Here is a 16,594-nt window from a genome sequence, read left to right as displayed (position 1 = left end):
CGCTCTATGTCGCGTGTTGGTAAGTGTATTGACAACGCACCAATTGAGAGTTTCTTTGGGCACTTTAAGACGGAGTGCTATGATTTGAAGAAATATAAGACCTTTGAGGAGCTGGTTTCAGATATTGATGCCTACATCTATTTTTACAATCATCAACGTTTTCAAGAACGCAACAACGGCCTTGCCCCTCTTGAAATGAGGAACAAGGCCGTCGCCTAATCTTTTATTATTTCATTGTCCACTTGACAGGGAGCAGTTCATATTTCAGTCGAATGGTTTTTTGATCCGTATTGTTTGTCTGAAATGATAATTTTTGCTTGATGTTTGTACTGACATATTAGAATATTTTTTCATCATCTGGTTAATCGTTTTGAGACCAACACCTCTGCCGAATCCCTTACTTGAATAATTCTTTTGATAAATCAATTCCACTGGAACTCGTTCTTCTTTTGTGGTGTTATCCACAATTAAAATATAATCACCATCTTGATAGAAACAAGCAATAATCATGGCAGGCTTTTCAGCTTCTATAGCTGCTTCAATCGCATTGTCACATAAAATGGATACAAGTCGTACATAATCCAACAAGGGAATATCTGGAGCTCCAATTTTGTCTTTAACTTCTAATTCCACCTCAATATGATAAGATTCTGCTTCCAAAAATTTTGCTGATAACACGCTTTTTATCGCATCATTATCAATATTAACCAACCGTCCAATATCAAATTTTTTATTCTGAATAAGTTGCCCTGAATCTTCTAAGACAGAATTATAAATATTTCTCACCATGGTCATATCATTTTGGTCAATTCCTTCTTTTAAACTTGCTAAGATATTAGCATAATCATGACGAAATGCTCTTAGTTCTTCATACAGGCCTTCAATTTGTTTGCTATACACCGACAAAGAGTGCAGTTCTTGTTCCCGCGCTAACGATACTTCTTTCTCAAGCCAATTTTGATAGGAACGATTCATATAAAATAGCATTAGAATGAAGAAGGTGAAATAGAGAACCACCAACCATTGGCGATAGACCAAGTTTGGAACACCACCATAAAATTCCATACCTGTTAGAAATTCAATAGCCATATAAAAAGCGATCATTGTCACATCAGTAACAATGAGAAAAAACCTTAATATACTGACACTAACCATTTCTATAAATCTTTGAAAATCAAATTTAGAAATTTTCACTAGCGAAATATAAAGCATTAGGGATGTTAGCTCAACACACATAAAAATTATGTTATTCTCACCTACATCTAGATAATTTAAACCAATGATTGGAAGTATAAAGAAACCTATCAAGCGCCTAAAAACACTCTCAACAATCCAGGGGAAAACACCGTAAAAGACATGAAGCGTTAGTGGTAAAGGCCTATTTTTTAGATAGGATAACAATATTAAAATAATAAAATTACATATAATAAAATAAAACCAAGCATTGTCAACCCATACAAAGACAGCAACTGCTATTAATATCTCAAAAAAGTTTAATTTCTCACCTCTAACTTGAGAATAAATGTATAAAATAAATGAATTCACTATTAAACTAATAAATAAGTAATCCACCATGTACTCACCTCATCTCATTCAACAGAGGTTTTACTTTATCTCTCGAAACTAGGCAAGTATCGCCTGTTTCAAAATAAACACTCCGTGTGGCTTTATCAAATCTGACCACATTATCCACATTAATGATAAAAGAACGATGGCACTTGAAAAGACGCTTGTCTGATTTAGCAACCTCTGCAATCGTCGCATAAAATTCTATTCTGTCATTTTTCGTATGCAAAACCATGCGGTGCACAGCAGAAGATGTTTCAAAATAAAGAATGTCACTATATGGAACGCGTACACGTGCTTTGGGAGTCTCAAATAAAAAGGAATTTTCTCCAAAATTACCAATTTGATGTTTCATGGCTTCTTTCAAGCACAACTCTAAGCGTTCGCTAAATGCTTGGTCGTTCAAATTCTTATCAATAAAATCAATCGCTCCCACTAACGCTTGATAAGTTAACAACATAAATTCTGAATGGGTTGTTACAAAAACAATGATAGCTGTCGCATCTTTTTCACGAATAGCTTTAGCGGCATCAATTCCTTGCTTTTCATCGTCTTTGATCTCCAAATCCAGAAAGAAAATTTGGTGTTCTCCTTTTTCAGTTGCCTTTGCTATAATCTCATTTGCAGAACTAAACACTTCTATCCTCTGATAATCCCAATTATTTTTCGCCATAATGGTCTCAATCTCGCGTTCCATACGAAATTGTTGTGTGATATTATCCTCTAGTACATAAATATCTAACATAAATCTCCTCTAAAAATCAGTCGTTTGAGATGATTTCTTTTAGTTGACTTCCTTTACTTCGTGCATAATGTACAGGTTTCTTTTCATCTCCGACATATAAAAGTCGCTGTTGTCTATCCATTATCCGTATTTTATCCCTATTTACCAAAGTATCGCGATGACACCTAAAGAACTGATGGTATTCTCTTTCAATATCTTTTAATTGATGATAAGTATGATATTCCTCGTCAGTGGTTACCACCTTGACCATATGACTTTTTTCTTTAGAGACTTGGATAAAAAGAATGGTGTTAATAGCCAATTTATAGTCTCTTTTGTTAATGGTACATTTGAAATATTTCATAAATCATTATTCCCTCCTATAACATTATAAAGAAAATATTGATAAAAAAATCTCCAAGTCACAAACGGGTAAAATAAGGTCACGAACGGTCACTTTTATTGTAACATAGTAAAATGATATATGACTAGTTCTCATAAAATAGAAAAATTGTCCGTACAATAACAGACAATTTTTATTATAATTCATTTAGCTCTAAGTAAGAACTCCCTCATAGAATTAGTTAAAAAACAAGGAAAATCACTATTCCTATTAAATAATTCTTCTAGTATATTCTTACTTTTTTGGGGCTCTCCCTCTAATAATAAATAAGTTGCTAAGACAGAATATAAATAGTCGACAGGAAAAATGCTATTCTCAGTCTTTAATTTTTGACAAACATTTAACATTTCTTCTAACTCATCGCCTATTATTTCCTGAATTTTCAACAATTTAAAAGCATATTTCAAAAAAATATAATCTGAATGTTCACATGCAACATCTTTTATCGTGTATTGATATTTTTCAAAGTCAGATATTCTCTTATTTTGAAGTGCCTTAAACATAAGCAAGAGGGTTATTCTTACACTATAATAACTTCCTTTAAGATTTCTACTCAAAGGATCATCATAAAGAGAGTCGTAACATAATGTTTTCATTTCTGTATACTCAATGCTATTAAAATTATCTCTCAAATAAAAATATAACCACCTTAGATTCATAGGATTTTCATCAATAGTTAACAAAAGTAATTTATTATAATAATCAGCTTTTTTCAAAGTCATCCTATTCTGACTAATAATATCTATATTAATATTAGTATAATGAACATCACCTACAGAAGAAAAATATGTTTCATGGACCCTCCCACGGTATGAAAAACAAGATAGGTTTTGGATAACCTTACCACTTTTGTAAACGTTATCATCTCGAATTATATTCAAGTTGAATACTGTTTTAGGATAATCACCAAAATTTTTCAAGTAGGTCAACAATAATTTTAATAATTTAAAATTGGTAATTCTTTCATCAGCATCAAGAGAAACAATCCAGTCGCAACTCGCCTTGCTATTTGCAAAATTTCTAGCTCTAGAAAAATCATCACACCATTCAAAAGAATACAAATTAATTGAAGTATCATTCATCGAATAATTAGTTAAAATTTCAATAGTCTCATCAGTTGATCCTGTATCTACAACGATAATCTCATCAGCTAGTTTTTTTAAACTCTTTATGCTTTTTAATATCGTATTTTGCTCATTTTTTACAATGTAAACTACTGAGATTGTTGATTGGTTATTAAAATCAACTTTATTAACATAATCTATAACTTGTCTACACGATAATGATTTAGAATTTTTAGTATAAAGTATATTCCAATCATCAGATTCAATTAATTCAATAAGATGTAAGATTAATTCAAAATCTACTTTTGATTGTTTAATATACGCTTGATTATCTCTAAGCCATTCTTTCTTTAATATTGGATTTATTTTCATTCTATAATCCCAATATTTCACAAAATGGCAAATAATCAATCGTAAACTCAACAGCTTGTGCATCATTGTCACTTAGTTTAGACATGTTTAAAAAATTAGCTTGAAAATCTTCAAATGATAATTCTGAATGGCAAATCCAGTGTTTACCATCTGTGATATACCATTTTCCCAATGATTTCAACTCTTTAGAAAATAGAACTTCTTTTTGAACATTGTCCAAATTGATAACAAAAACCTGTTCATGAGTATTTTCAGGAAAAATAATCTTCTTTACAAAATTTTTAGCTCCAGATATAGTCATAACTTTTCCAACCTTCATCTAAAAATTAATTTTTACAAACTCTTCTCATATAAGCACAGGCACTGCCCGGATCAGATGTTCCATAGCCTCCAAGTGCAATATCATGTGCACAAGTTACCATTGCCCATTTACACGCTGTACTAGCTCCGCCTTCATAAGCCGCTAATAACTCTTTTGACAATTCCTTAAACTCAGTTACTTTTTGCATAATAGGTACCTCCATTTTGTTTTAATAACTATATTGTAAGCCCTTACCAAAAATTAGTAAAGCAACTTTAAATAGCAAATATTATTGGTAGACTAAAATATCTAAACTAACTTCAAATAATTGTGCTAAACTAATTAAACTCATAAAATCTGGATAATTTTCACCAGTCTCCCATTTTGAAATAGCTTGATGACTTACGCCAATTCTTTTAGAAAGCTCACTTTGTGACATTTTTTTCATTAAGCGATATTTCTTTATATTTTTAGATAATTGAATCTTATTATTCTTCATTTACTTTCCCTCTGCCAAACTTCATTAAAATCAGTCCCACCAGAGAAATTAATAGTCCGTAAAATGAGAAGTTGTTTTCTTTAATGCCCAATTTCGGCAAGGCGTTGCTCTTATTAGTTTTTACTTCGTTTTTAGGAAAAGCTTGTGGACTTTCTGAAACGATTGTTTTTTCAGCAGTTCTAACATCAGTTTGCGGTGAAAAAATCATATTCTGAATATTAGAATCACCTTTTATTTCTTCAGTATTAAAGCCTATCGTTTCTGTATTATCTTCACTTGATTGTTCAGCCATTGCTGCTACCATAGCCGCTGGAATTTTCCCATAAAAGAGATAGTCATAAAGTTCTTGTCCAGAAATACCGCCGCCAATCCACGCACTCACCATTTGACCATTTTGCAAACGAATAATGGTAGGTGTCCCTGGAATACCGACTGTTCCAAAAAGAAAGTTCGCTGCTTCTTCATCAAAATCTTGACTGTCAGTATTGTAATACTCTAGACGATTATCCATTAAAGTGTTGAACTCTTTTAAAGCTGGGGAAAATTGACGACAATAGTAACAAGTCGGACGTCCAATATAAATCATATGCTCTTTTCCGTCCTCTGTAAACATAGCATAAACGTCTGTCATTGGAACGTGATTAAAGTCTGTGACATTTTCTTCATATTGGGGAATAGTGACTTCAACTTCTTCTGGCTCATCTGATGTGTCTGATACTGTCGTTTTCGTTGCTTCGCTTGATTCCATTGTAACTGATGAATTATCAGCCGCTTCGATTGATGATACCTCCTCAGTTTTTTCGGATTGACTTTCTGGAATATCGTTTGATGGCTTAATAATATCTGTTGCTAGATTTTCTGTAGCATTATCTCCGTTGTCCACAACTTCTGTCGCTTCAATTGTAGGCACAAGCTCATCATCAGCAAAGACAGAAACGGTGGCCATTGATAAAACAGTTGCCGATAATAAAATTGTTGATTTTAAAACATTCTTTTTCATAAAATCTCCTTTTAATTAAGATTGTCACCGCGATTGACTATTTCAGTTTAACAAATTCTCTTGGAAATAAACGGTCAAGTCATAATTTGTCGTTTTTAAGTCGTCAATGGTAAAATTTAGGTTATAAAAAGCTGATAGAATTACCTATCAGCTTGAAAATAAATATTTTATCTAATAACCATATCTGATATTTGATAAACTTCTTAACCTCTTTAATTGTTTTGATTGCGCATCAGATAGTTGAAGTTTATTTTCTACCAGAATGTTAGACAGCTCTACATTCATCCTACTTAAAACTAATGGCGTAGATATTCCACTTGACTCTAGTTCCTTACGATAAAAAAGAAAACATTTTTTAAGTGGTGTATATTTTGAATCCTCACTTAAAGATACTAATAATTCGTCAATAATAACTACTGCCTCAGTTTTTCTTTCTTTTCCGCCCGAGAACCACTTTAAGCCTACCATTAAGCTATTCCCCCTTCAACGGTTGAAAGTCCTGCATCTGTCATGACATCAAATTGTTTAAAAGTTTTTGTTTTCATTTGAGTACCTCCTAAAAATCTGTTAAACTAACAGGTCTTAGTTTAACAGATTTTTAGGTTAATGTGTGCCCAAGTCGTAATTTGTCGTTTTTAGGTCGTAAATGGTAAAACTTGATTAAACAAAAGCCGATAGGCAAAAAGTACACTGTCAGTTCCTCACACCTGCCATATATGATTAGACTCATGGTTCAGTATGATGTCGAGGTTATTCGAAAAAGTCAAAATAACAACAGAAAAATGTTTCTTTAACCTGTAGTTTTAGACATAAATGAGAATTATAGAAGATCTTCCTCAATAATTTGATAATGTTTCTGAAATTGTTTTTTTGAAACAATACGATGATTAGTAACATCTAAAAAATCTCCGATATATCCCACAGGGTAAGAAGCATAACCAGGGTAACTCAGTAAGCTGATTTTCAAATTAAATTTCATAGACGGATTTATTCCACTCATAGAAATCACTAATTTATCATCGTTCCATCTCAGATATTTTTGTTTAAAAGCTTGCTGAACCCATACTGGTTGTGCGTTTGTCTTACTTATTTCCCATACATCAGATAGACGACCATTATATAATGCTTTCATAATGTACATACCTTATTTCTTTTTGCAAAAAAACTTAGATTACCTTTAAAATAATATTATTTATAAGTTTTTAGAAACAAATAAATATCAACAAGCATTAGGTGTTCCACCAGTTCCTCCAGGAGGGCAAGAACGAACAGGACCACGACGTGGATACTCTCCGTTTAATTGATTTATCACTTGTTGAGGGTTAACAGGGTGCGCAGCATTACCTATAGCACTCAGTACATCTCCAATCCATTCCATACCTCCACCTTCAACGATTGAAAGTTCTGCATCTGTCATGACATCAAATTGTTCAAATGTTGGTGTATTCATCATGAATACCTCCTTATTAATTTTTTATATTTCCGGAAAACAAATTTAGTATAACACTTTTTTAGAAAAATAAACGTGAACGCCTAAGTCTATCAAATAGTTAGAACCTACATTAACAACAGTGTATTTATCACATCTATTGAAACTAGGTTCTTGAGAAGGAAATCTCTTTGAAGTACAGCACTAGCCACCGTCGATAAACAAAATAGCTCCAACCTAAAATATGGTTTACAAGGCAAAACAATCAGTACCATCGTCAAAAAAACTTTCTTTCATTATTACAAATATAAAATATTAAAAGATTTTTAATACTTTGATAAAATAGCTCACAACTACTATAAAAAATATCAATTTGTAAAACTCCTATTACTTAGGGAAATAAATTGATCTTTTACTATTGAAACATAAAATTTTTAGTAATAAAAAATAGATTTTTATATCAAATAAGTTGATAGTCTTTTTCAAATTTTGATTTGCTTATCACCTTACCATTAGTTAAATCAATAACATCTCCAATTTTCCCAATGGCATACATTCCATAACCGTAATTATGATCATCTTTTGACCAATTAGGATATAAAGCTGGGATTAAAATCCTAAGGCTATTATCTAACCAATGAAGATAATTCTTAGTAAATGCTTCTGCTATCCATAAAGGTTGAGTTAAATCGTTTTTTGATATCTGCCAGACTTCAACTTCCTTATTTTTATACAGCGCTTTCATTTCAACCTCTTAAAAATTACAAAAATTAGGGGTTCCTCCAACACTATAAGGAGAACAACTACGTGGTTTTGGTAGCTTAATTCCATTTAACTGCTCCAATGTAACTCCGCCACCATCAATGGCTCCCATAGCACCTGCCAGCAATTCTCTCCAGAAATCTCCCTCAATACTTGAAAGCTCTACTTCGCTCGTGACATCAAATTGTTCAAAAGCTTTTGTATTCATAATGAATACCTCTTTATTAATTTTTATATTTTCGGAAACAAGTCTAGTATAACCCTTTTTTAAAAAAATGAATGTCCAAGTCGTAATTTGTCGTTTTTAGGTCATAAACGGTAAACTTTCCATACTTCATGTTTTTAACACTGTTACCCAAAAAACACTTTTAGATAATAAAAGCTATCATCTTCACATAATTTCAGTTTTTGGTTTTACTGGTTTTGGAATAGTTCCTTTTGGTAGGGGCGTTTTTGTTTCGATTAAAGCTTTAATCGGATCGCAAATACATCTACCAGTAATTTTTGAAAGTTCCACAGCACTAAGTAAATTATTCATCATAAAAAACTCTCTAAAATGAATAACTCCAAGAACTAGTTATCAATTTCTATTATTTTTCTCTAAAGCATGGAGCTACTAACAGGTAATCCACGACCAAATTGATACTTAAATCTCTTCTTTATTACTTAAGTCATCATTTTTGATTCATGAAACATTGCCTGAACACACGTACTGACAGATTTTTTTCTTTTTCACCCTCAACGGCTGAAAATGCTAATTTAAAAACATCCCCTAAGTAAATGTTTACGTATGCGATTTCTTCATAGGAACATTATTAGAAGCCATGATAAACCCTACAGTACAAAAAACAACTAGGGCATTCCACTCAAAGAAAATAGTAAGGATACTGTCTTTTTGAAAAACACCAATTACGATAACCATTAAAACAATAACAGGATAATAAATAGTTTTCCAGATAAATTGTTTAAAGTTTGTTAAGCTGGCTACCAGAGAAATATTACTATGATATTTCATAACACAACAGATATGAAGAATAACTTCAACAACTGTACCCAATAACACAATACCAATAATTTTAGGGACAGATAGCCCCATAAAATAACCCGACCACTCAATAATAAGTTGAGATAGGATTATTACTGTCAATACTCGAATGTGATTAGTCATAATAGTTCCTTCATCAATTTTTTTAGGGTTGCAACCTTTATAGTTTTAGTATAGTCTTTTTTTGAAAAATAGACGCCCAAGTCATAATCTGCCGTTTTTAAGTCATCAACGGTTTGACAACATTATCCACCTACAAAACTTTAAAAATTTCCTTTTCTGAAATGTAATTATTATTCTAATGACTTACCTTCTTCATTGATAAGTATGTCAAGTATAGGCAAAGTAACACAAAAGCTAATCTAATTGTGACAACAAATAATCCGTCAAGCCAAAAACTTTCAAAAAAACCATCATAAGCAAGTTTAAGCATTAAATTTGGTGTATTTGAAGTTGATACAGATAAAATATTCAAAATCTTATTAGGTATTCCCGCTTGAAAAACATCCATAAGAAAACTTGGTACAAAAATACTACCCACAGACAAGGCAAAACCTACCAATGGAGACTTAATTTTACTCGATATAAGGATATTGATACCCGTAATAAAGACAAGTCCTACAAACTGATAAATTACCAGATTGATAAATGTTCCCAAAAGTGTCATTTTTTCTGGAAAAGCCATGATATTCACATCGTTGTCAATCCAATGTAGATTGAGTTGAACACTCGTGTCCCAGCCACTAAAGCCAAAATACCATGCAAATACAGCTAGTATTATGGCGTAAAAAGTAACAAACACCAAGGTACTTATCAAGTAACTACTTATTATCTTAGTCATTGTAAGTTTGTTGCGACCATACCTCGTTGTCAACAAAATAGAATTCATATTTTCAGCAGTATCACCAGAAAAAACCGGAGCGATGAGGTAAATAGACAAAAGAAGAATAAGGATATAAGCACTATTGGCGACCAAAAATAGTTGATTCCATGGTGTAAAATTACCTAACTTTAGTTTATCATAAGGGAGGTATGAGCCAAGCTCCGTTTGAGATTTTGGATTAATCTTACTGAAATCAATATCTTTCCCTTTCTCCAAATCAAAATAATAATTTCTAAACTTGGGATCAAAATGGCTAGTTACATAGTAACCAAATACATTGAAGGTAGGATTATTTGATTCCACATCAAGACTATAATCCTTGATTGTTCTGACTAGCAAATCATTGGATAGCTGTCCCGTATGCTCCTCCGCAAACTGTTTGTTTATCTCAACAACGTCTCTTCCATGAATTTTATCCACTGAATAGCCACTGATTTGTCCATTAAAAAAGTTTATATAAAATAACCCAAAGATGGCTAATAAGGTAGCCAAAAACATTCCTAAAACTGATTTTTTTCGGATTAATTTTTTTAATTCAAACGGTAAGAGAGCTAACATAAAACTTGCTCCTCTCTAAAATAATAAATGTATAGATCTTCTAAAGTGGGAGAAACTAGTCTAGCTAGCTGGCTTGGTTTCTCATCACTAACCACACGGAAAACACGACCAGATGAGGATAGTTTCTCATTAACTAAAGCATAATGGCTATACCGTGGCAACTGTGAACCATCAGGTACAGACAACTCCCACACTTTTTCGGAAATTATTTTCAACAGTTCTTGGCTACTGCCTTTATGGATAAATTGACCATTTTTTAAAAGAATAATCTCCTTGGCGATAGCTTCAATATCAGAAACAATATGAGTTGATAAAATAATGATTTTGTTAGCCGACAATTCGCTAATAATATTACGAAACCTCACTCTCTCTTTGGGGTCCAATCCTACCGTTGGCTCATCCAAAATCAGAATTTCAGGATTATTGAGTAGGGCCTGAGCTATGCCGAGACGTTGTTTCATGCCCCCTGAATAGGAAGCGATACGCTTTAAACGAACATCATATAAATCTACCAGTTTTAACAATTTGTCCGTTTCTTGTTTGGCTTTATTTTTAGACATTCCTTTCAAGGCCGCCATATAGAGAAGAAAGTCTCGACCAGAAAAATAATCATAATAACTAAAATGTTGGGGCAAAAAACCAATATGCTGGTAAAATTCTTCTGATTGGGGTTTATTATCCAGTAAAATTTCTCCCTCATCAGGAGTCGTAAAATGACTAATAAGATTGAGCAAGGTTGTCTTACCCGTTCCATTAGCACCCAAAAGGCCATAAAGACCAGGGGTGAATTGTGTGGAAATTTTCTTCAAAATTTTTTTTGAACCATAATTCTTACTCAATTGTTTTAATTCTAATAACATAGCCCCCTCCTTAAATGATTATGAGATAAAACTCTGACTACTAATATAAAAAACGAACAAAGAAAACTCTATAAAATTGAAGGATCCTCTTCGTTCATTTTTCTTTCCTATCTGTTTAATTCTGTAAGTCAGGGGAATAATCTAGAATTTCTAGACTAAATTTATTATCCCAGTCTTCGCTAGCTATTTATAGCTAGACATTATAAACACGACAAATTGAACCTGGATATAAATCCATATGATTTTGTGCATTACGAGCTGCTGTCTGATAGGAACTATGCCAAGCACTTGTATAAGTTGGTTTACCATTTTTTGTACATTTCCAAACATAGCCCCAACCACCTTCAACAGTAGAAAGTTCTGCCTCTGTCATTACATCAAATTGTTCCAACATTTTTGTATTCATAATGAATACCTCCTTATTAATTTTTATATTTCCGGAAACAAATCTAGTATAACGCTTTTTTTAAAAAATGAACGTCCAAGTCGGAATTTGTTGTTTTTAGGTCGTAAATGGTAATTTTTTTTCATATTTTCATGATTTTTTGACCGTTTGCGACTTATTTTTGACTTTTTACGACTTGGGCATTTTTTAATCTTGTTTTATGGCACAATAGTCCTAGTTTTATTTTTTAAAAGGGAAAGGTTATGAAAAGATATAAATATGTTAGTCAAATTGATTTGCGAGATTGTGGTGTGGCAGCTTTGGCATCAGTTGCCAAGCATTATGGATCAGATTTCTCGCTGGCTCATTTGAGAGAATTAGCCAAAACAACTAAGGAAGGGACGACAGCGTTAGGGATAGTCGAGGCAGCTAAAGCCATTGGCTTTGAAACACGCGCCATTCAAGCTAACATGGAACTGTTTGATATGGCCGATATTCCCTATCCTTTTATTGTTCATGTTAATAAAGAAAGCAAACTGCAGCACTATTATGTCGTTTACAAAGCTAAGAAAAACCACCTTATCATCGGTGATCCAGACCCCAGTGTCAAAGTGACCAAAATGCCCAAGGAGCGCTTTGAAAAGGAATGGACAGGTGTCTCCATTTTCTTAGCGCCTGCTCCGCATTATCAACCACATAAAGATAAGAAAAATGGCTTAACAAGCTTTTTACCAATTATTTTCAAACAAAAGGCACTGCTAACTTATATCATTCTGGCAAGTTTACTCGTGACCTTGATTAACATTGTTGGGTCTTACTATTTGCAAGGAATCTTAGACGATTATATTCCTAATCAATTGCAATCCACTCTTGGAATTGTCTCAATTGGGTTGATTGTAACCTACATAATGCAACAAATTATGAGCTTTTCACAAAATTATTTACTTGTTGTGCTGAGCCAACGGTTAACAATTGACGTGATTTTGTCTTATATTCGTCACATTTTTGAATTGCCCATGTCCTTTTTTGCCACAAGGCGGACAGGTGAAGTTATCTCGCGTTTCACTGATGCTAACTCGATTATTGATGCACTGGCATCAACGATTCTCTCTTTATTTTTAGATGTGAGTATTTTGTTTATTGTCGGAAGTGTCTTAATTCTGCAAAATGCCAATCTTTTTTTCATCACCTTAATAGCATTGCCTATCTATGCTATTATTATTTTGGCTTTTATGAAGCCTTTTGAGCGAATGAATCACGATGTCATGCAAGCCAATTCTATGGTTAGCTCTGCGATTATCGAAGATATCAATGGTATTGAAACGATTAAATCTTTGACTAGTGAGGAAGTCCGTTATCAAAATATTGACCGTGAATTTGTGGATTATTTGGATAAAAGTTTTACGCTTAGTAAGTATGAAGCTGTGCAAACGTCGTTAAAACAGGGAGCACAGCTGATTTTAAACGTCGTCATTCTCTGGTATGGTTCACATTTAGTCATGGCTGGGAACATTTCAGTAGGACAATTGATTACTTACAATACGCTTCTGTCGTACTTTACAACACCAATGGAAAATATTATTAATCTGCAAACCAAACTACAATCTGCCAAAGTAGCTAACAATCGTCTCAACGAAGTTTACTTAGTGTCATCTGAATTTGATGGCAAACAACTCTTAAATGACAGCCATTTTCTACAAGGAGATATTGTTTTTGATAATGTTTCTTATAAATATGGTTTTGGTCGTGACACGCTGAGTCATGTGAATTTACACATTAAGAAGGGTGAAAAAATTAGCCTAGTTGGTATCAGCGGTTCTGGTAAGACAACCTTAGCTAAAATGATTGTCAATTTTTACACACCTAACCATGGACAGATTACCCTTGGTGGCTACGATTTAAAAACCATTGATAAAAAAGCCATTCGCCAATACATTAATTACCTACCACAACAGTCTTACGTCTTTTCAGGGACGATTTTAGAAAATTTAACCTTGGGAGCACCTGACAATATCACGCAAGAAGAAATTCTGAAAGCTTGTGACATCGCTGAAATCCGTGCTGATATTGAATCAATGCCACTAGCATACCATACCGAACTTTCAGATGGTGCTGGGTTATCTGGTGGGCAAAAGCAACGTTTAGCTTTAGCACGCGCTTTACTGACACAAGCTCCCGTCTTGATTTTAGATGAAGCCACAAGTGGTCTTGATGTTCTAACGGAAAAACGTGTGATTAAAAATTTACTATCTCTCACAGACAAGACTATTATTTTTGTTGCCCACCGTTTGAGCATTGCTGAACAATCTGACCGTGTCATTGTTCTAGATAAAGGACAAGTTATCGAAGAAGGGCATCATAAACAACTCATCCAAAATCAAGGTTTCTATGCACAGTTATTTCATGAATAAAAGGAGACCATATGAATCCTAAATTATTTCAATCTGCTGAATTTTATCATAGGCGTTATCATAATTTTGCGACTGTCTTAGTGATTCCAATGACACTCTTGGTCTTTTTTCTCCTTGCCTTTTCTCTCATTGGTAAAAAAGAAATTACCGTTACGACACTTGGTAGTATCAGACCAACAAAAGTCATCGCTGTTGTTCAATCAAGTAGCAATAACACCGTTTTAACCAATAATCTTAGTGAAAATAAGGCAGTCAAAAAGGGAGATCTACTCATCCAATACTCCGACAAACTGGAAGATAGTCAACTTAATGCCATTAAAACACAAATCGAAAGAGATGAACGTCAACAAAAGGCACTCAATCAATTGAAAGAAAGTCTAAAGAAAGGACAAAACCTCTTTACAGGTGATGATGAATTTGGTTATTCAGCAACCATTGAGCGTTTTTTTAATCAATCTCAAACAATTACTGCTCAAATTTCTCAATCAAACCAATCAGTTGCTAAACAAGAAGCTGGTGTCAACCAAGCAAATGCAGCCATCACCAATCAGATTGCCAACCTACAAACACAAGCCAGTCAATATCAAGAAATTAAAGATGCTATTCAAACTGACAAAACAAACGTATCTGGCAATAATCCATATGTAGCTACTCTTAATAGCTATCTTAGCCAAATTCAAACAATTGATACGCAAAGCAGTTCAACTGACAACAATTCTGCTAGCAAAGAAAGCATTAAAAATCAATTTTTAACAGACCTACAAGGGCAGATTGATAGCATTAATGCCTCTATCTCTAGTTTGCAAACACAAGCTGCTTCCAATTATTCAACGGGAAGTTATGACACTAGTGCCACTAGTCAAATTGAAAGCTTGCGTCAGCAGGAATTGACACAAGCTGAAACACAACTCACGCAAATTACTCAAGAAAAAGAAAATTTGCAAACGCAGCTTGACCAGACAAATCTCTCCAAAGCTGACACCGTTTTAAAAGCTAGTCAAAGTGGCATTTTACATGTTTCTGATGAATTTGAAGGGCAAACGCTCTTGCCGCAAGGCAGCCAGATTGCAGAGATTTACCCAGATATTGCCCAAACACAGCAAGTCGCTATCCGCTATTACGTTGACTCCACTCATGTTAGTCAATTGAAAAAAGGACAGCCTGTTCGCCTAACCCTTGAAAAGATCAGCAATCATGCCATTGTTATCACTGGCAAAATCACTAAAATTGCAAATTCTGCCACACAAACCAAAGAAGGAAATGTCTTTGAGGTGACAGCACTAGCCACTGTTGGTAAACAAGATAGTTCCAAACTAATACTCTTCGAAAATCAAAACTATCCGTTGTCAACTTGCCTTGATGAACTCAAGTTCTATCGTCGGCTTCGTTTCCTAGGCTACTTTTGATTTTCATTGAGTATAAAATATGGTTTACAAGGCAAAACAGTCAGTGTCATTGGTAAGAAAACTTTCTTTAATTATTACAAAGACAAGCTATTAAAAGATTTTTGAAACTCAATTTATCTCCAATTCTCAATTATCTTTCTAATTAATAGTTATTAACTCAATTATTTTGTCAATCATTTTCCGAAATTCTGTTATAATAGTTTTGTGAAAGGATGAGACATGACACCAAATAAAGAAGATTATCTGAAATGTATCTACGAACTCGGCGAAAATCAACCCAAAATTACCAATAAGCAGATTGCGGAACAGATGAAAGTTTCCGCACCTGCTGTCACCGAAATGATTAAAAAAATGATTGCTGAAAAGCTGATTATCAAAGATAAAATCTTGGGTTATTACCTCACGCAAAAGGGACTTCTTCTGGTTTCTGAGCTCTATCGTAAGCACCGCTTAATTGAAGTTTTCTTGGTCAACCATCTGCACTACACAGCAGATGAAATCCATCAGGAGGCAGAAGTTCTAGAACATACCGTGTCTGACATTTTTGTTGAACGCTTAGATGAAAATTTAGGATACCCCAAGTTTTGTCCACACGGTGGCACCATTCCTAAGAAAAATGAATTCTTGGTTGAAATCAATCATACCACTTTAGCACAAGTCGAAGAATTAGGTAGCTATCGTCTTAGTCGTGTCCATGATGAATTTCAACTCCTCAAATATATAGAAGACCATGGGCTAATGATTGGTAGTCGCTTGGAACTTACGAGTATTGATCAATTTGCTAGGACCTACACTATTTCTTACCAAGATAAAAACTTAGCTATTCCAGAAAACATTGCGGAGCAGATCTATGTTACCAAGGAAAACTAAAAAGCAAGTCTGGACAAAAAAGTTCTTTATCAACTGTAGTGGATAACTCATAAATA

At 33.6% G+C, this 16,594-nt stretch carries 22 protein-coding genes and 2 pseudogenes; 6 read left to right on the top strand and 18 right to left on the bottom strand.

The genetic code is table 11. The features are described from left to right. The coding region (locus A3I7_RS0103375) for an IS3 family transposase (protein ID WP_018375372.1) at nt 1-219 on the top strand (219 nt) is incomplete at its 5' end. 45 nt (nt 220-264) lie between these two features. Here A3I7_RS0103375 and A3I7_RS0103370 read toward each other — a convergent pair. The 11 genes from A3I7_RS0103370 to A3I7_RS0103320 form a co-directional block, all read right to left on the bottom strand. Beyond that, a complete protein-coding gene (locus A3I7_RS0103370) occupies nt 265-1,575 on the bottom strand; it encodes a sensor histidine kinase (protein WP_018375371.1) in 1,311 nt (436 codons plus the stop codon). Nucleotides 1,576-1,579: 4 nt separating this feature from the next. After that, complete coding sequence (locus tag A3I7_RS0103365) at nt 1,580-2,311, bottom strand: response regulator transcription factor (RefSeq protein WP_018375370.1); 732 nt, start codon at nt 2,309-2,311, stop codon at nt 1,580-1,582. 16 nt (nt 2,312-2,327) lie between these two features. Further along, on the bottom strand, nt 2,328-2,654 hold the full coding sequence (locus A3I7_RS0103360; protein ID WP_018375369.1) for a LytTR family DNA-binding domain-containing protein: 327 nt from the start codon (nt 2,652-2,654) through the stop codon (nt 2,328-2,330). Between the two features lie 182 nt (nt 2,655-2,836). Continuing rightward, nucleotides 2,837-4,129: a glycosyltransferase family 2 protein gene (locus tag A3I7_RS0103355; protein WP_018375368.1), complete on the bottom strand. Its 1,293-nt coding sequence runs from the start codon at nt 4,127-4,129 to the stop codon at nt 2,837-2,839. A gap of 1 nt (nt 4,130) precedes the next feature. Beyond that, nucleotides 4,131-4,430: a DUF3884 family protein gene (locus A3I7_RS0103350; protein WP_026217110.1), complete on the bottom strand. Its 300-nt coding sequence runs from the start codon at nt 4,428-4,430 to the stop codon at nt 4,131-4,133. A gap of 25 nt (nt 4,431-4,455) precedes the next feature. Next, nucleotides 4,456-4,638, bottom strand: coding sequence for a hypothetical protein (locus A3I7_RS0103345; RefSeq protein WP_013643491.1), 183 nt, complete (start codon nt 4,636-4,638; stop codon nt 4,456-4,458). A gap of 81 nt (nt 4,639-4,719) precedes the next feature. After that, nucleotides 4,720-4,929 (bottom strand): helix-turn-helix domain-containing protein, encoded by a 210-nt coding sequence (locus A3I7_RS0103340; RefSeq protein ID WP_018375366.1) that lies wholly within the window; start codon nt 4,927-4,929, stop codon nt 4,720-4,722. Then, complete coding sequence (locus A3I7_RS0103335; RefSeq protein WP_018375365.1) at nt 4,919-5,929, bottom strand: DUF6568 family protein; 1,011 nt, start codon at nt 5,927-5,929, stop codon at nt 4,919-4,921. The genes A3I7_RS0103340 and A3I7_RS0103335 overlap by 11 nt, the downstream gene beginning before the upstream one ends. Before the next feature lie 171 nt (nt 5,930-6,100). Then, nucleotides 6,101-6,397 (bottom strand): bacteriocin immunity protein, encoded by a 297-nt coding sequence (locus tag A3I7_RS0103330; protein ID WP_018375364.1) that lies wholly within the window; start codon nt 6,395-6,397, stop codon nt 6,101-6,103. Between the two features lie 352 nt (nt 6,398-6,749). Beyond that, nucleotides 6,750-7,061: a hypothetical protein gene (locus A3I7_RS0103325; RefSeq protein ID WP_026217109.1), complete on the bottom strand. Its 312-nt coding sequence runs from the start codon at nt 7,059-7,061 to the stop codon at nt 6,750-6,752. Between the two features lie 87 nt (nt 7,062-7,148). Beyond that, nucleotides 7,149-7,379 (bottom strand): hypothetical protein, encoded by a 231-nt coding sequence (locus tag A3I7_RS0103320; RefSeq protein ID WP_026217108.1) that lies wholly within the window; start codon nt 7,377-7,379, stop codon nt 7,149-7,151. A 157-nt stretch (nt 7,380-7,536) separates the two neighbouring features. On the opposite strand from A3I7_RS0103320, the pseudogene A3I7_RS14835 reads away from it, so the two are divergent. Beyond that, a pseudogene (locus tag A3I7_RS14835) lies at nt 7,537-7,688 on the top strand (bacteriocin secretion accessory protein); the annotation flags it as partial. A gap of 130 nt (nt 7,689-7,818) precedes the next feature. Here A3I7_RS14835 and A3I7_RS0103315 read toward each other — a convergent pair. The 7 genes from A3I7_RS0103315 to A3I7_RS0103285 all read right to left on the bottom strand — a co-directional run bounded on the left by A3I7_RS0103315 (nt 7,819) and on the right by A3I7_RS0103285 (nt 11,872). Then, nucleotides 7,819-8,103, bottom strand: coding sequence for a hypothetical protein (locus tag A3I7_RS0103315; protein WP_018375361.1), 285 nt, complete (start codon nt 8,101-8,103; stop codon nt 7,819-7,821). A 9-nt stretch (nt 8,104-8,112) separates the two neighbouring features. Beyond that, nucleotides 8,113-8,328: a hypothetical protein gene (locus A3I7_RS0103310; RefSeq protein WP_018375360.1), complete on the bottom strand. Its 216-nt coding sequence runs from the start codon at nt 8,326-8,328 to the stop codon at nt 8,113-8,115. 183 nt (nt 8,329-8,511) lie between these two features. Beyond that, nucleotides 8,512-8,661, bottom strand: a complete 150-nt coding sequence (locus tag A3I7_RS13985) for a hypothetical protein (protein WP_018375359.1) — start codon at nt 8,659-8,661, stop codon at nt 8,512-8,514. Nucleotides 8,662-8,904: 243 nt separating this feature from the next. Next, nucleotides 8,905-9,288, bottom strand: a complete 384-nt coding sequence (locus tag A3I7_RS0103300) for a hypothetical protein (protein ID WP_018375358.1) — start codon at nt 9,286-9,288, stop codon at nt 8,905-8,907. Between the two features lie 175 nt (nt 9,289-9,463). Next, nucleotides 9,464-10,606 (bottom strand): ABC transporter permease subunit, encoded by a 1,143-nt coding sequence (locus A3I7_RS0103295; RefSeq protein ID WP_018375357.1) that lies wholly within the window; start codon nt 10,604-10,606, stop codon nt 9,464-9,466. Continuing rightward, nucleotides 10,600-11,466, bottom strand: coding sequence for an ABC transporter ATP-binding protein (locus A3I7_RS0103290; RefSeq protein ID WP_018375356.1), 867 nt, complete (start codon nt 11,464-11,466; stop codon nt 10,600-10,602). Before A3I7_RS0103290 ends, A3I7_RS0103295 begins: the two co-directional genes overlap by 7 nt. A 193-nt stretch (nt 11,467-11,659) precedes the next feature. Beyond that, the gene (locus tag A3I7_RS0103285) at nt 11,660-11,872 is read right to left on the bottom strand and encodes a bacteriocin class II family protein (RefSeq protein WP_018375355.1); all 213 of its coding nucleotides are present in this window, start codon (nt 11,870-11,872) and stop codon (nt 11,660-11,662) included. Between the two features lie 242 nt (nt 11,873-12,114). On the opposite strand from A3I7_RS0103285, the gene A3I7_RS0103280 reads away from it, so the two are divergent. The 4 genes and pseudogenes from A3I7_RS0103280 (at nt 12,115) to A3I7_RS0103270 (ending at nt 16,538) form a co-directional block, all read left to right on the top strand. Continuing rightward, nucleotides 12,115-14,262 carry a peptide cleavage/export ABC transporter gene (locus A3I7_RS0103280; RefSeq protein WP_018375354.1) on the top strand — a complete coding sequence of 716 codons (2,148 nt, stop codon included), beginning with the start codon at nt 12,115-12,117 and terminating at the stop codon, nt 14,260-14,262. An 11-nt stretch (nt 14,263-14,273) separates the two neighbouring features. Further along, nucleotides 14,274-15,668 (top strand): bacteriocin secretion accessory protein, encoded by a 1,395-nt coding sequence (locus tag A3I7_RS12415; RefSeq protein WP_018375353.1) that lies wholly within the window; start codon nt 14,274-14,276, stop codon nt 15,666-15,668. A 9-nt stretch (nt 15,669-15,677) separates the two neighbouring features. Continuing rightward, a pseudogene (locus A3I7_RS14780) lies at nt 15,678-15,773 on the top strand (HlyD family efflux transporter periplasmic adaptor subunit); the annotation flags it as partial. A 114-nt stretch (nt 15,774-15,887) separates the two neighbouring features. Further along, nucleotides 15,888-16,538 carry a metal-dependent transcriptional regulator gene (locus A3I7_RS0103270; protein ID WP_018375352.1) on the top strand — a complete coding sequence of 217 codons (651 nt, stop codon included), beginning with the start codon at nt 15,888-15,890 and terminating at the stop codon, nt 16,536-16,538. Nucleotides 16,539-16,594 lie beyond the last annotated feature (56 nt).

Source organism: Streptococcus orisratti DSM 15617 (assembly GCF_000380105.1).
In the GTDB taxonomy this organism is placed as follows: Bacteria; Bacillota; Bacilli; order Lactobacillales; family Streptococcaceae; genus Streptococcus; species Streptococcus orisratti.
This window is presented reverse-complemented; position numbering and strand designations above follow the sequence as displayed.

Bases quoted from the DNA above. Each gene is read 5' to 3' on its own strand.
- A3I7_RS0103370 (WP_018375371.1), bottom strand. From the start codon at position 1,575: ATGGTGGATTACTTATTTATTAGTTTAATAGTGAATTCATTTATTTTA.
- A3I7_RS0103365 (WP_018375370.1), bottom strand. From the start codon at position 2,311: ATGTTAGATATTTATGTACTAGAGGATAATATCACACAACAATTTCGT.
- A3I7_RS0103360 (WP_018375369.1), bottom strand. From the start codon at position 2,654: ATGAAATATTTCAAATGTACCATTAACAAAAGAGACTATAAATTGGCT.
- A3I7_RS0103355 (WP_018375368.1), bottom strand. From the start codon at position 4,129: ATGAAAATAAATCCAATATTAAAGAAAGAATGGCTTAGAGATAATCAA.
- A3I7_RS0103350 (WP_026217110.1), bottom strand. From the start codon at position 4,430: ATGACTATATCTGGAGCTAAAAATTTTGTAAAGAAGATTATTTTTCCT.
- A3I7_RS0103345 (WP_013643491.1), bottom strand. From the start codon at position 4,638: ATGCAAAAAGTAACTGAGTTTAAGGAATTGTCAAAAGAGTTATTAGCG.
- A3I7_RS0103340 (WP_018375366.1), bottom strand. From the start codon at position 4,929: ATGAAGAATAATAAGATTCAATTATCTAAAAATATAAAGAAATATCGC.
- A3I7_RS0103335 (WP_018375365.1), bottom strand. From the start codon at position 5,929: ATGAAAAAGAATGTTTTAAAATCAACAATTTTATTATCGGCAACTGTT.
- A3I7_RS0103330 (WP_018375364.1), bottom strand. From the start codon at position 6,397: ATGGTAGGCTTAAAGTGGTTCTCGGGCGGAAAAGAAAGAAAAACTGAG.
- A3I7_RS0103325 (WP_026217109.1), bottom strand. From the start codon at position 7,061: ATGAAAGCATTATATAATGGTCGTCTATCTGATGTATGGGAAATAAGT.
- A3I7_RS0103320 (WP_026217108.1), bottom strand. From the start codon at position 7,379: ATGAATACACCAACATTTGAACAATTTGATGTCATGACAGATGCAGAA.
- A3I7_RS0103315 (WP_018375361.1), bottom strand. From the start codon at position 8,103: ATGAAAGCGCTGTATAAAAATAAGGAAGTTGAAGTCTGGCAGATATCA.
- A3I7_RS0103310 (WP_018375360.1), bottom strand. From the start codon at position 8,328: ATGAATACAAAAGCTTTTGAACAATTTGATGTCACGAGCGAAGTAGAG.
- A3I7_RS13985 (WP_018375359.1), bottom strand. From the start codon at position 8,661: ATGATGAATAATTTACTTAGTGCTGTGGAACTTTCAAAAATTACTGGT.
- A3I7_RS0103300 (WP_018375358.1), bottom strand. From the start codon at position 9,288: ATGACTAATCACATTCGAGTATTGACAGTAATAATCCTATCTCAACTT.
- A3I7_RS0103295 (WP_018375357.1), bottom strand. From the start codon at position 10,606: ATGTTAGCTCTCTTACCGTTTGAATTAAAAAAATTAATCCGAAAAAAA.
- A3I7_RS0103290 (WP_018375356.1), bottom strand. From the start codon at position 11,466: ATGTTATTAGAATTAAAACAATTGAGTAAGAATTATGGTTCAAAAAAA.
- A3I7_RS0103285 (WP_018375355.1), bottom strand. From the start codon at position 11,872: ATGAATACAAAAATGTTGGAACAATTTGATGTAATGACAGAGGCAGAA.
- A3I7_RS0103280 (WP_018375354.1), top strand. From the start codon at position 12,115: ATGAAAAGATATAAATATGTTAGTCAAATTGATTTGCGAGATTGTGGT.
- A3I7_RS12415 (WP_018375353.1), top strand. From the start codon at position 14,274: ATGAATCCTAAATTATTTCAATCTGCTGAATTTTATCATAGGCGTTAT.
- A3I7_RS0103270 (WP_018375352.1), top strand. From the start codon at position 15,888: ATGACACCAAATAAAGAAGATTATCTGAAATGTATCTACGAACTCGGC.